Source organism: Anaerococcus sp. Marseille-P3625 (assembly GCF_900232825.1).
GTDB lineage: Bacteria > Bacillota > Clostridia > Tissierellales > Peptoniphilaceae > Anaerococcus.
On record NZ_OCTP01000011.1, the window covers coordinates 786351 to 799479 of the forward strand.

Below are 13129 nucleotides of genomic sequence, written 5' to 3' on the forward strand. Positions count from 1 at the left end.
AGTATCCTTTCTTTATTATAAAAGTGGTTGACCTGTGATAGCTTTGCCTAGCCATACATTTAATACGTCCAATGATGGAGCCATGATTTGTCCTGCATAAGCATCTCTCATTAATCTTTCGATTTCGCTTGCTTTGTTGTAGGTCTTTCCACCGCCAACTCTCATTGCAAGCGTTGATGAAGAAATTGCATTGTCGATTGCAGCAATTCTTGCAGCTATAATCTTAGCAACTGCATCAGCTTCGCCATCTACTAAACTTCTTGCAGCAAGTTCTGTTAGAGCCTTTGAGCTCATAGCATTTTTATAGATTGTTGCCAAGTGAATTTGAACTGTTTCTATATTTGCAAGATTTCTTCCATCAGGATATTTTCTATTTAGTGCATAGTGGTTAGTAACAGATGATAATCTTAAGTTTAGTCCTGTATAAACGCTTGCAAGTCCAAGAATGAAATATGGAGCTACTACGTTAAATACTTGATCTTGACCTGATCCTTCTTCGCCGATTTTGTTAACTTCATCAAGTTTAACATCATTTAATTGCATTGGGCAAGATACGTTACCCTTCATGCCTATGCCTTTCCAATGTTCCGTCTTAAATTCTAAGCCTTCAGATTCAAGTGGAACTAACCAGTTGTTGATAGCTCCTTCTTTTTCTGTAGCTGGAGTTAAGATTAGATAATAGCTAGCGTTTAAAGCACTTGTAACCATTGATTTTACACCGTTAAAAGTATAAGTTCCATCGTTGTTATTAGTTACTTTAACTTCTGGAATATAAAAATGTGTTCCAGTTCCAAATTCAGAATAAGCTAGTGCCATGAATTTGTTGTTGTTAACAATATCATCTACAACTTTTTTCTTTAATTCGTCATTACCGTTTGTAAGAACTGTCATCAATGCAACATTGTGCATCATGTAGCAAAGACCAGCTGTTGGATTAGATTCAGCAAAAGCTAAAACTGCTTGTTGGTGCTCTACTGCAGTTTTTCCTAAGCCGCCTAATTCTTCTGGGATAAGAAGTTTAAAATAACCAGCTTCTCCCATAGCTTTGAAAGATTCAGCAGGGAATTTTCCCTCTTCATCAGTCATGCGATTGAATGGTTCAATGTGTTCTTTAGCAAATTGTTTTGCTTGTTCGTAAAAGTTCATATTTTTCCTCCTATAAAAAAATATTTTACATAATTATCATAACAGCCATTTCTAATCTTGTCCAGAAATTTTTTATTTATATTTTATTTTTTTATTTGTTTAAAAGTGGATATTTATCTTTGTGAAAGATCAAATCTTTATATAGTAATTTATTGCAAAAAAATACCCAACCGCTTTTGCAGTTGGGATTGTTTTTTATTCTTCATCTTCGTCTTTATATTCTACTACTACATATCTTTTTGGTTCTACGCCCTCGGAGTGGCTTGTTACGTTTGTAAATTTGCTAATTTCTTCGTGAGCTAGGCGTCTTTCGTAGGAATTCATATATTTTAGATTCCATGATTTGCGGCTTCTTTGAACTTTTCTTGCTGTATCATTTGCAAGTTCTCTAATTTTGTCGTCACGACGTTTTTTGTAGTTGTTGATATCTACATTTACTCTTAGGTTGTTGGCTCTTGAGTCTATTGATTTTCTTATCAAAAGTTCAATTGCATCAAGGGTGCTTCCAGCTTTTCCTATGGCAATTCCTGTGTCATTTTCTTCAACTTTTACATCAAGTTTTATTATTGATCCTTCAAGGTTGCCATAGACGCTTGCATTTTCAAAGTGCATTTGTTTTAAAAGTTCTTCTAAGAATTCTTTGGCCTTGTAGTATTTGTCTATGTCGGTTTGTTTTTTCTCTAAGGAGATGTTTTTTGCTTCTTGGTCGTCTTTAAGATCTTCTAATGGAAAATCTTTTGCATTTTCTTCTTCTGTATTTTCAGCTGTTGAAAAATCTGGCATTTCATTTCTTTTTATCTGGTAGCCATCATTTTCAATTTTTTCTATGCTTTTATCCAAATCGCTTGTTAGATCTTTTTCGATTATGCTTTCATTTGTTGAATTTTCTTGGTAAGAATTTATTTTTTCAAGTCTTTCAAAGTTTCCAAGATTTTCTTCTTTTTCTTTTATTTCTTCAATTGATTCTACAAATTCTTCGCCTTGTTTTTGGATAGCTTCGCTGCTATCTTCTATTTGATAATCCTTATTATCTTCTTTTTCGTATAGGGCATCGGCCTTTTCTTGGTAGTATTTTTTTCTAGATTCTATATCGTAATCTTCTTTATATTCTTTGGAATTTAGGCTATCTCTTTTTATTTCTTCTTCAAAATCAAATAGTGTATCGTCTAAGTCTTCGTCATAAGTTACACGAATGATAGCATCTTTGCTTCCAAGACCAAGAAATCCAGCTGAGCCTTCTTCTATTACTTCTATTTCTACTTCAGATCTATTTTTACCTATTTCATTAAGGGCAAGTTCTACAGCTTCTTCTTTATTTTTTGCTTGTTTTATTATTGATTTTCTCATTTTCTCCTCTAATTTCTATTTCTTTATTTTTTGGATTTACAAGATGCATTATCACCATAATTATAAGTCTCATCACTGAGCTTAAGGTATAATAAAGTGGCAAACCAGCTGGTAGGCTACGGAAAGTTAGGAAAAATACTAATGGCAAGAAAAGCATTGTCTTATTCATGCTTGCCATAGGTCCTTCATTCATTTGCGGATTAGTTTTCATTGAGAAAAGGGTTACAGCAAATTGAGATAAACTTGTTAGTAGGGGAAGTCCATACCAAAGTGGATCTGCTTTTGTAAGATCGCTTATCCAATAAAAATCTTTTCTAATGCTTTCAATTCCTTCAGGAAATACAAAAGTCTTTGTATCGTTCATAACTCTAAATAAGGCAAAGAGTACTAAAATTTGAAAAATCATTCCCAAACATGATGAAATACCAGGATTTACTCCTTCTTCTTTGTAAAGTTCTTGCATTTTCTTTTGCATAATCTGTGGGTCGTAGGAGAATTTTTTTTGTATTTCATCCATTTTTGGTTTTATTCTTTGAGTATTTTCAGCTTGTTTTTGCTGAGAAATTGTAACAGGTACTGCTATTAGGGTAACAAGAATTGTCATTATAATGATTGCAATGGCATAAAAACTTATGCTTTCTGGCTCAGTTGCTGAATTAGCCAAAGAATCATAAATCCATCTCATTAGTTTTCCTAATAGGCTAGCTATAAAATTTAACATAATAACTCCATAATTTTTTCTAAGCTATAAGTAGGACTAAAGGATTATTTTACTGGATCATATCCACCTTTGGAAAAAGGATTGCACCTTAAAATTCTCCACAAAGACTTAAAAAATGCTTTTACAAATCCGTAGCGTCTAAAGCACTCAATGGCATACGAACTACAGGTTGGATGATATTTGCATTTTCCCAATCCCAATTGTGGAGAAATAAATTTTCGATAAAATATGATGATTTTGATAAAAATTTTATTTAACATAAAAAATCTTATTCTTCTTAAATGCTATGCTTAAAACATGACCTAGAGATTTTTTTAATTTTTGGTAGTCAAAGTCTGTAAGATGCTTTTTGGGAATAATTACTATGTCAACTCCATTGAGATTTTTATAATTATTTCTAACTATATCTCTAAGTCTTCTCTTTAGGAAATTTCTTTGATTGGCCTTGCCGACTTTTTTTCCTATAGAAAAGCCAAATCTTGGATGATTTAATCCATTATTTTTTATAAGTACTGTGAAGTCTCTATTAAAAAAAGCATCGTTTTTTTTGTAAACTCTCTGAAAGTCAGTATCTTTTCTTAAACTTATTTTCTTTTCCATCTATGTCCTAATTCTATTAAAAGTAACGCTCTTTGTAGAAAAAGAAAATCCTAGAAATTAAGCGGATAATCTTTTTCTATTTTTTTTACGTCTTGCTTTTAAAACACGTCTTCCGCCTGGGCTAGACATTCTTTTTCTAAAGCCATGATCTTTTGATCTTTTTCTTCTATTTGGTTGATAGGTTCTTTTCATACTTACACCTCCTCATAAAATTTTGACTCATATTATTATATGTAGAAATAGCTATTCTGTCAAGATATTTTGTTATATTTGAAATTTTTTATTTGATTTTTATTTCTTGTATAAATTTTCAGAGATTATCCTAATATTTATTCAAGAATTTTATGGATTTACTTATAAATTTTCAATGTGCATATCTTTTTTAAGAAAAATTCTTATCAACAAAAAATTAAGATTTTTTCACATGAAAAAAAATTAGTTTTTATGAGTAAAGATTTTTTTGAATAGCTAAAACATAGGAATCTATAAAAAATTTATAAAAAAGATAAATAAATACACAAACTTATCCACATATACACAAATTATTTGCCAAAATATTTATAAAATTATAAGTTTTCCCAAAACTTATTCACAGCTTGTGGATAAGTTGTTAAAAACTCTGATTTATAGTATAATTTCTTGTGTAAAAGTATAAGGAAAAGCTAAATTCCTATTTTCATTAGATAATAATTGTGGATAAAATATAGAAAAATAAACTTTTTAAATTTTTTTATTTGCTTTAATCCTTAATTTTCGGGAATTATTTTTAAAAAACAAAAGTTATCCACAATTTAATCCACATTAGTGGAAAACTTATTTTTTTACTTTTAAAGCTTATAATATAAGTGTTTATTCTTGTGGAAAGATTTTTCTTAAGAAAGGCTTACAATGATTAATTTAGAATACATTACCAGTGAATTAAAAAATGAAATGAAAATGAATATTCCAGATGAGAGTCAATATTATACTTGGATAGATATTTTAAAACCTATTAATTTTTTTGAAAATACCCTATATCTTGAAATACCTAAGTCTAATATGATGTTCATTTACGAGAAGATTTGGATTTCTTCTTTGCAAGAGGCTATGGATAAGATTACTAAGGATAAGGGTCTTACTTACAAGGTCGTAGTAGTTGCTAGAGATTCCTATAGTTACAATAAAATACTAGCTTTGGGCAAGGATTATGATAGTGACGGGCAGATGAAAATAAAAGAGGTAAATGATTTTCCTAAACCACTTTTGGATAGGAATTATACTTTTGAAAATTTTATCCAAGGTAAATCCAACCAGTACGCTCTGGCAATTGCAAGTGCTGTTACCCAAAATATTATAAATGGAGATTCTACAAAAATTTATAATCCCTTGTTTATTTATGGAGCATCAGGCCTTGGCAAAACACACTTAATGCAGGCTATAGCCCACAAAATTTTGGAGGCTCGCGATGATTTGTATGTTATGTATATTTCAAGTGAGCGTTTTACAAACGAGTTAATTGCAAGCATTCAGCCTACAAGTAAGGTTAAAAATCAAAATCTAAACCAAGAATTTAGAGAAAAGTACCGCTCAGCAGATATTCTTCTTATAGATGATATACAGTTTTTATCTAATAAAGAAGGAACTCAAACTGAATTATTCCACACCTTTAATGATCTTTATTATGCTGATAAACAAATTGTTTTATCATCTGATAGACCTCCTTTGGAGATTAAAGACTTGGAAGATAGGCTTTTATCAAGGTTTTCTTGGGGTATTACTGTCGATATACAAAAGCCAGATTTTGAAACAAGAGTTGCAATTTTGCAAAAAAAATCAGATGAATTAGGTGCTTATATTGACCCAGAAATTTTAACTTATATAGCAGAAAATATAGATACAAATATTAGAGATTTGGAAGGAGCCTTATCAACTGCCATAGCCTATGCAAAAGGCGATAATAGAAATTACGTTAGCCTTGAAGATGCCAGTAAGGGCATTAATACCAGGTCTTTAAACAAAAGAAAACACGTAAACATTTCCGATATACAAAAAAAGGTTGCCGAAAAATATTCCATCAAACTTTCTGATTTGACAGGCAAGAGCAGAAAAAAAGAATTTGTTAGCCCAAGACATATAGCCATGTACTTGTGCAGAGATATTTTGGATGATTCGCTTGTTACTATAGCCAATAGTTTTGACCGTGATCATACGACTTTGATGCATGGTATAGATAAAATAAAAGATCAAATGGAATTAGATAGTGATTTTAAAGAAGAAATAGAAAAAATTAAAAAATCTATAGTCGATTAATTTCAAAATGTGGATTAATTTGTGGAAAAGTCAGTGGATATTTAAATTTTATCTTCGTAAAAATTCCTCAAAATTTATATGTGGATAAGTCCTTAAGTTATCATATACTTATCCACAAGATGATTTTAATAAGTTTTGGCTTATTTATAATAAAAAATCAACTTATCCACATTTATACAGGGCCTACTACTATTACTACTAAATATATATAATTACATGAGGAGAAAACATGAAATTCGAAATTAAACAAAACTCATTGATGAATGCTATAAACATAGCTAACAGAGCTGTATCAAAAAATACCAATATACAAATACATGAATTAATATACTTTCAAGCAGAAAATGATATCTTAATTCTTACAGCCTTTGATGGAGAAATAACTATAAGAACTTCAGTAAAAGCAAAAGTTATAGAAAAAGGTGAGGCTGCAATTAAGGCAAATTTATTTACCAACATCATTAGAAAGCTTCCAGATGAGATAATAAGAATTGAAAAAAACGATGGAAAAATTAATATTAGAAATAAATCTTCTAACTTTAATCTTATAGCTTTTGAATATTTTGAGAAAAAAGATATAGAACTTCCTCATACAAATCCAATAGAAATAGCTAATGACAAGCTAAAAAGATCTATAGTTCAAACGGAATTTGCCACAAGTTTGGATGAAACAAAACTTGCTTTGACTGGAATCTTATTTGAGATAAAAGATTCAAATTTAACTATGGTTGCCTTAGATGGTTATAGGGTGGCACTTAAGAAAAATAAAATTGAATATCAGTCAGTTTTTGAAAATCAAAGTTTTATAATACCAAAAAGATCCCTTATAGAATGGTCAAGGATTATTTCTGATGATGATATTACAAAAATCTATAAAGCTGATAATGATCTAGCATTTCAAAGCCAAAATACTACCATGTATTGCAGAGTAATTGATAAAAATTTCATAGACTACAGAAATATTATAAACGACGCATCTGATACATCTGTTCTAGTCGATAAAATGTCTTTGGTCTCTGCCCTAGACCGTGCTCAAGTTTTGTCAGATCCAGGAAGAGCAAATTTAATCCGTATAGAAATAACTGACGATGCTATGGTTATAAAATCAAATTCAGAAATAGGAGATGTTAAAGAAGTTATAGGAGTAAAAAAAGAAGGTCCTAACTTAAATATTGCCTTTAATGCAAGATATATGCAAGAAGGGGTTAGAGCTTTTGATAGCGATAAGATAAAATTAAATTTCAAATCATCCTTAAATCCTTGCCTAATTTATCCAATTGATAGCAGGTACGAAGATGAAAATTTAACCTATTTGGTATTGCCAGTTAGACTAGCAAACTAGGAGCAATTATGAAAAAATTAGAATTTGAAACTTCAATGATAAGCCTAAAAGATTTGCTAAAGGCAACAAATCTTGTTTCATCAGGTGGCCTTGGCAAAGTTATTATAAAGGATCAGGGAGTTTTAGTAAATGGAGAGCTTTGTTTTGTTCCTGGCAAAAAACTTTACAAAAACAATCAAATTATTTTTGAAGATTATGAAATTACTATAATATAATGTGGATTAGCAATATAAAATTAGATTCATTTAGAAATTATAATAAGGCAAGGGTTGAATTTTCCAAGGGAATAAATATTTTTCTTGGAGATAATGCTCAAGGCAAAACTAATCTTTTAGAGTCCATCTATTATTTGGCCAATGCCACAAGCTTTAAAAAAATTAGAGATAGGGATATTATAAGTTTTAAAAAAGATAAGATGAGCCTTGATGGAATTATTAGAAAAGATAAGTATTTTAAGCACGTATCTATAAATATTTCAGATAAAGAAAAGAATATCTACGTAAATGAAGTAAAATATGATAGAAACAAAGATCTTAGGGCTTTATTTTCTATAGTGCTTTTTACCCCAGAAGATTTGATGATTATAAAAGAAGGTCCAAATCTAAGACGTGATCTAATCGATGAAATAATAACAAGTTTAGATTTTTCCTATAAACCTATTAAAAAAGAATATGATAAGCTTATTTTTCAAAGAAATAAGCTATTAAAAAATCAATCTATCCCTTATTTTTACGAGCAAATTGATGCTTTTGATAAGTCTATTAGCAAATTTGCCTATAGGATTTATCAAAAAAGAGAAAAAATTATTAAACTTTTGGATAAATATGCCTATTCTTACCACTATTATTTATCAGCTGGCAAAGAAAAATTAAGGCTAGCTTATAAGGCAGATGTTAGGGCAAATTCTAAGGAAGAATATTACCAACAATTATTAGCAAATAGAAAAAATGACTTAAAATATCAAACAACCCAGGCTGGCATCCACAAAGATGAAATAGAAATTACTATAAATGATAAATTAATCAAAAATTTTGGATCCCAAGGCCAGCAAAGATCAGCAATATTAAATATCAAACTTGCCCAAGTTAAGCTAATTAAGGAAGTGACAGGTGAAAAATCTGTCATTTTATTTGACGATGTTTTTTCAGAGCTAGATGAAAAAAGATCAGCTTTTCTCTTAAAAAACTTAAAAGATTATCAAACGATTATAACAGCGACAAACACCAAAAGTTTGGATATGATAGATCAATCGACTATTAGATACATAAAAAATGGCGAAATTTACAATAAATTACCGTAATTTTATGCTTAGAAAGGAAAAATATGACACAAAGTAATTATGATGCAGCAAATATTAAGGTCTTAGAAGGCTTAGAACCAGTTCGCCTAAGGCCAGGAATGTATATAGGTTCAACAAGTGAGAAAGGCCTTCACCACCTTGTTTATGAGGTTGTTGATAACTCGATAGATGAGGCTTTGGCTGGTCGTTGTGATTATATAAAAGTAAGTATTTCAGAAGATAATATAGTAACAGTTGAAGATGACGGTTCAGGAATTCCAGTAAAAGAACATCCACAAACTCACAAATCAACTCTTGAAACAGTTTTAACAGTTTTACACGCTGGTGGAAAATTCGATTCATCTGCCTACCAATTTTCTGGTGGACTTCACGGAGTTGGTGTTTCTGTAGTAAATGCCCTATCAGAATTTCTAATAGCAGATGTAAAAAGAGATGGACATCTTTATAGGATGACCTTTGAAAGAGGAAAAGCTACTAGCCAACTTCAAGTTCTAGGAGATACAGAAGAAACCGGAACAACTATAAGCTTTAAGGCAGATCCAGAAATTTTCGAAACTACAGTTTTTGACAAAAAAACCCTAGAAAGAAGATTTCGCGAGATGGCATTTTTAAATTCAGGCGTACAAATTATTTTTGAAGATAAAAGAGATAATTCAACTCAAAGCTTTAAATATGATGGCGGCCTTAGTGAATTTGTAAAATACCTTAACCGCAACAAAGATTCTATAATGACAGAAATCCCGCATTTTTTGGGCACTCAAGAAGAAACAGGCATAGAAATTGCCTTTCAATATACAGATTCCTACAACGAAAATATTTTAACCTTTGCCAACAATATCCTAACACCAGAAGGTGGTACTCACTTATCAGGTTTCCGCTCAGCTTTGACCCGTGGAATAAATGATTATGCTAGAAAATATAAAATGATCAAAGATAATGAAGAAAATCTTCAAGGTGAAGATGTTAGAGAGGGAATGACAGCTATAGTTTCTGTCAAAATTACAAATCCTCAATTTGAGGGACAAACCAAGGCGAAACTTGGAAATTCAGAAGTTCGTGGAGCTGTTGATAGCTTTTTCTCTAGCAAATTAGAAAGTTTTTTGGAAGAAAATCCAAAAGTTGCTCAGACTATTTTAGATAAGGCCTTACAATCAAGAAGAGCAAGAGAGGCTGCAAGAAAGGCAAGAGATCTTACAAGAAAAAGATCAATCCTTGATTCTGCAACTCTTCCAGGCAAACTTGCCGATTGTCAATCAACCGACATAAGTGAAAATGAAATTTTCATAGTCGAGGGTAATTCAGCTGGTGGTTCAGCCAAAGGTGGACGTGATAATAGAATTCAAGCCATACTTCCTTTGCGTGGAAAAATCCTAAATGTAGAAAAAGCAAAACTTGATAGAATTCTAAATTCCGAAGAGATAAAGGCTATGATAACAGCTTTTGGTACAGGTATTGGCAATGATTTTGATATATCAAAACTTAGATATGGAAAAATCATCATAATGACAGATGCCGATGTCGATGGAGCTCATATTCGTACACTTTTACTAACTTTCTTTTATAGATATATGAAAGAATTAATAGATGGTGGCCATGTTTATGTTGCCCAACCACCTTTATACAAAATTTCACAAGGAAGAAGCGAACGTTATGTATATTCTGATAACGAACGCGATATGGTCTTAAAGGATGTAGGAGAAAATCCTTACAAGATTCAAAGATACAAGGGACTTGGTGAAATGAATGCCGAGCAACTTTGGGATACGACAATGAATCCTGATAATAGAGTTCTTTTACAAGTAATGGAAGATAGCGAATCCACAAGCCTTGATGATACATTTTCCCTACTAATGGGCGAAAAAGTTGAACCGCGTCGTGAATTTATAGAAGAAAACGCCAAATACGTAAGTAATATTGACGTATAGGAGTAATGATGACAGAAATTAACAACAATGACAATATAATAACTATAGATCTTGAAGAGAAAATGAAAGAGTCCTACCTAGATTATTCCATGAGCGTTATAGTTTCACGTGCATTACCAGATGTACGCGATGGTCTAAAACCAGTTCATAGGCGTATACTTTATGGAATGGAAGGCCTAGGACTTGATCCAAACAAACCAACCCGTAAGTCAGCAAGAGTAGTCGGCGATGTAATGGGTAAATATCACCCTCATGGTGACAGTGCAATTTATGATGCCCTAGTTCGCCTTGCCCAAGATTTCTCAACCAGATATCCCCTAGTTCAAGGCCAAGGTAACTTTGGTTCTGTTGATGGCGATGATCCTGCTGCTATGCGTTATACTGAAGTTAGGATGAGCAAAATCGCCAAGGAGATGCTTAGAGATATCAACAAAGATACAGTTGATTTTATGCCAAACTTCGATGAAGAAGAAAAAGAACCTACAGTTCTTCCAGCAAGATTTCCAAATCTTTTGGTAAATGGTTCAAATGGTATAGCTGTTGGTATGGCGACAAATATGGCTCCTCACAATCTTAACGAAGCAATTGATGCATCAATTGCCTATATGAAAAATCCAGAAATTACCATTGAAGACTTAAACAAAATAATAAAGGGCCCAGATTTTCCAACAGGAGCAAAAATTCTTGGCAAAAATGGTATAAGAGAAGCTTATCAAACTGGTCGTGGCAAGGTAAAACTTCGTGGCATTGCAAAAATTGAGCCATTTAAGAAAAATCGCGAGAGAATCATTGTAACAGAAATTCCTTACCAAGTTAACAAGGCAAGACTAATAGAAAAAATAGCAGATCTTGTAAAAGATAAGAGAATTGATGGCATATCTGATATCCGCGATGAATCTGATAGAAAGGGTATGCGCATTGTAATTGAAATAAAACGTGATTACAACGCCAACATAGTTTTAAATAATCTTTACAAATACACCCAACTTGAAACAACTTTTGGTATTATAAATCTTGCCTTAGTTGATGGAATTCCAAAGATTTTAACCCTAAAAGAATTAATAAAATACTATATAGACCATCAAAAAGAAGTAGTTACCAGAAGAACACAATTTGACCTAGATCGCGCCAAAGCACGTAAGCACATAGTTGAAGGCTTGATAATAGCTATTGATAATATAGATGAAATAATAAAAATCATCAGATCTTCTTACGACGATGCGGAAATTAAGGGAATTTTCCTAGAAAGATTTGGCCTAACAGACCTACAATCTCAAGCTATCTTAGATATGAGATTAAAACGTCTATCAGGTCTTGAAATTGAAAAGCTAAACGCTGAAAATAAGGAACTTGAACAAACAATTACCTACCTTCTTTCAATCCTAAACTCAGAAGAAAAACTAATTAAGCTTATAGAAGAAGAATTAAATGAGATTAAGGAAAAATATGGAGATAAGCGTCGCACCAAAATTGTAAAAGATGAAGGCGAAATCGACATAGAAGAATTGATCGAAAAAGAAGACATACTAATAACCCTAACCAATGATGGTTATATAAAAAGACTTCCTGTAGATACTTACAGAGTCCAAAATAGGGGTGGCAAGGGAATATCTGCGGCAAATACCAAAGAAGATGACTATATCAAAAGAATAATGACAACCAATACTCATGAAGATTTGTTATTCTTTACATCTTTAGGAAGAGTTTATTCGCTAAAAGGCTACGAAATCCCAGAAGGATCTAGGACAAGCCGTGGCCAAGCCATAATAAATATCTTGTCATTAAATGCTGGCGAAAAAATCACAGAAATAATGACCCTATCAGATCTAAAAGAAGATGATCAAATAGTTCTACAAACAAGAAATGGCAAAATCAAAAAAACCGATGCCAAAAATTTCAAATCTATCCAAAGAAATGGAATAATTGCCATAGGTCTTGAAGAGGGCGATAAATTAATATCAGCTCGCCATATAGAAAAAGAAGAAGAGCTAATAATTTCGACCAAAAATGGAATGACTATCCAATTTTCCACAAAAGATGTTAGAAATATGGGTCGTCAAGCTCGTGGAGTTCGTGCAATAAGACTAAACAAAGATGATCAAGTTGTAGCAATGAACATCAAGGGCAGCGAAACCTACCTACTTGTTGTAACAGAAAATGGTTTTGGCAAAAAAACTTCCTTTAACAATTTCAAAAACCAAAGCAGGGGTGGAAAGGGAATAAAATGCCACAAAGTTACAGAAAAAACAGGCTTTGTAGTAGATACAATTCCAGTAGATCTTGAAGATGATATAATGATGGTATCACTAAAAGGCGATATAATAAGAATAAAAGCAAAAGATATTTCTACAACAGGAAGAAATACCATGGGTGTAACCCTTAAAAATCTAGCAGATGAAAATGACAAGATCGTTTCAGTAACCAAATACGACCCGAGCTTAGAAGAAGTGGAAAAATAA

At 31.8% G+C, this 13129-nt stretch carries 12 protein-coding genes; 6 read left to right on the plus strand and 6 right to left on the minus strand.

The window, feature by feature from the left end:
• Positions 1-15 precede the first annotated feature (15 nt).
• From CS884_RS08965 to rpmH, 6 genes are all read right to left on the minus strand, one after another.
• Positions 16-1146: an acyl-CoA dehydrogenase family protein gene (locus CS884_RS08965; RefSeq protein WP_099321498.1), complete on the minus strand. Its 1131-nt coding sequence runs from the start codon at positions 1144-1146 to the stop codon at positions 16-18.
• Positions 1147-1341: 195 nt separating this feature from the next.
• A complete protein-coding gene (jag, locus tag CS884_RS08970; protein WP_099321499.1) occupies positions 1342-2493 on the minus strand; it encodes an RNA-binding cell elongation regulator Jag/EloR in 1152 nt (383 codons plus the stop codon).
• Positions 2459-3214 (minus strand): YidC/Oxa1 family membrane protein insertase, encoded by a 756-nt coding sequence (locus CS884_RS08975; protein ID WP_099321500.1) that lies wholly within the window; start codon positions 3212-3214, stop codon positions 2459-2461. The genes jag and CS884_RS08975 overlap by 35 nt, the downstream gene beginning before the upstream one ends.
• 44 nt (positions 3215-3258) lie before the next feature.
• On the minus strand, positions 3259-3474 hold the full coding sequence (yidD, locus tag CS884_RS08980; protein WP_099321501.1) for a membrane protein insertion efficiency factor YidD: 216 nt from the start codon (positions 3472-3474) through the stop codon (positions 3259-3261).
• Positions 3464-3814, minus strand: a complete 351-nt coding sequence (gene rnpA, locus CS884_RS08985) for a ribonuclease P protein component (RefSeq protein WP_099321502.1) — start codon at positions 3812-3814, stop codon at positions 3464-3466. The genes yidD and rnpA overlap by 11 nt, the downstream gene beginning before the upstream one ends.
• A gap of 57 nt (positions 3815-3871) precedes the next feature.
• Positions 3872-4006 carry a 50S ribosomal protein L34 gene (gene rpmH / locus CS884_RS08990; protein WP_037326218.1) on the minus strand — a complete coding sequence of 45 codons (135 nt, stop codon included), beginning with the start codon at positions 4004-4006 and terminating at the stop codon, positions 3872-3874.
• Between the two features lie 696 nt (positions 4007-4702).
• Here rpmH and dnaA point away from each other — a divergent pair.
• The 6 genes from dnaA (at position 4703) to gyrA (ending at position 13129) form a co-directional block, all read left to right on the plus strand.
• Positions 4703-6103 (plus strand): chromosomal replication initiator protein DnaA, encoded by a 1401-nt coding sequence (dnaA, locus tag CS884_RS08995; protein ID WP_180753325.1) that lies wholly within the window; start codon positions 4703-4705, stop codon positions 6101-6103.
• 229 nt (positions 6104-6332) lie between these two features.
• Positions 6333-7445, plus strand: a complete 1113-nt coding sequence (gene dnaN / locus CS884_RS09000; protein WP_099321503.1) for a DNA polymerase III subunit beta — start codon at positions 6333-6335, stop codon at positions 7443-7445.
• Positions 7446-7453: 8 nt separating this feature from the next.
• Positions 7454-7660, plus strand: coding sequence for an RNA-binding S4 domain-containing protein (locus CS884_RS09005; RefSeq protein ID WP_099321504.1), 207 nt, complete (start codon positions 7454-7456; stop codon positions 7658-7660).
• Positions 7660-8745 (plus strand): DNA replication/repair protein RecF, encoded by a 1086-nt coding sequence (recF, locus tag CS884_RS09010; protein ID WP_099321505.1) that lies wholly within the window; start codon positions 7660-7662, stop codon positions 8743-8745. Before CS884_RS09005 ends, recF begins: the two co-directional genes overlap by 1 nt.
• 23 nt (positions 8746-8768) lie before the next feature.
• The gene (gene gyrB, locus CS884_RS09015) at positions 8769-10670 is read left to right on the plus strand and encodes a DNA topoisomerase (ATP-hydrolyzing) subunit B (RefSeq protein WP_099321506.1); all 1902 of its coding nucleotides are present in this window, start codon (positions 8769-8771) and stop codon (positions 10668-10670) included.
• Between the two features lie 8 nt (positions 10671-10678).
• Positions 10679-13129 (plus strand): DNA gyrase subunit A, encoded by a 2451-nt coding sequence (gyrA, locus tag CS884_RS09020; protein WP_099321507.1) that lies wholly within the window; start codon positions 10679-10681, stop codon positions 13127-13129.

Excerpts from the sequence above, each read along its gene's own strand:
- CS884_RS08965 (WP_099321498.1), bottom strand. The coding sequence starts at position 1,146 with ATGAACTTTTACGAACAAGCAAAACAATTTGCTAAAGAACACATTGAA.
- jag (WP_099321499.1), bottom strand. The coding sequence starts at position 2,493 with ATGAGAAAATCAATAATAAAACAAGCAAAAAATAAAGAAGAAGCTGTA.
- CS884_RS08975 (WP_099321500.1), bottom strand. The coding sequence starts at position 3,214 with ATGTTAAATTTTATAGCTAGCCTATTAGGAAAACTAATGAGATGGATT.
- yidD (WP_099321501.1), bottom strand. The coding sequence starts at position 3,474 with ATGTTAAATAAAATTTTTATCAAAATCATCATATTTTATCGAAAATTT.
- rnpA (WP_099321502.1), bottom strand. The coding sequence starts at position 3,814 with ATGGAAAAGAAAATAAGTTTAAGAAAAGATACTGACTTTCAGAGAGTT.
- rpmH (WP_037326218.1), bottom strand. The coding sequence starts at position 4,006 with ATGAAAAGAACCTATCAACCAAATAGAAGAAAAAGATCAAAAGATCAT.
- dnaA (WP_180753325.1), top strand. The coding sequence starts at position 4,703 with ATGATTAATTTAGAATACATTACCAGTGAATTAAAAAATGAAATGAAA.
- dnaN (WP_099321503.1), top strand. The coding sequence starts at position 6,333 with ATGAAATTCGAAATTAAACAAAACTCATTGATGAATGCTATAAACATA.
- CS884_RS09005 (WP_099321504.1), top strand. The coding sequence starts at position 7,454 with ATGAAAAAATTAGAATTTGAAACTTCAATGATAAGCCTAAAAGATTTG.
- recF (WP_099321505.1), top strand. The coding sequence starts at position 7,660 with ATGTGGATTAGCAATATAAAATTAGATTCATTTAGAAATTATAATAAG.
- gyrB (WP_099321506.1), top strand. The coding sequence starts at position 8,769 with ATGACACAAAGTAATTATGATGCAGCAAATATTAAGGTCTTAGAAGGC.
- gyrA (WP_099321507.1), top strand. The coding sequence starts at position 10,679 with ATGACAGAAATTAACAACAATGACAATATAATAACTATAGATCTTGAA.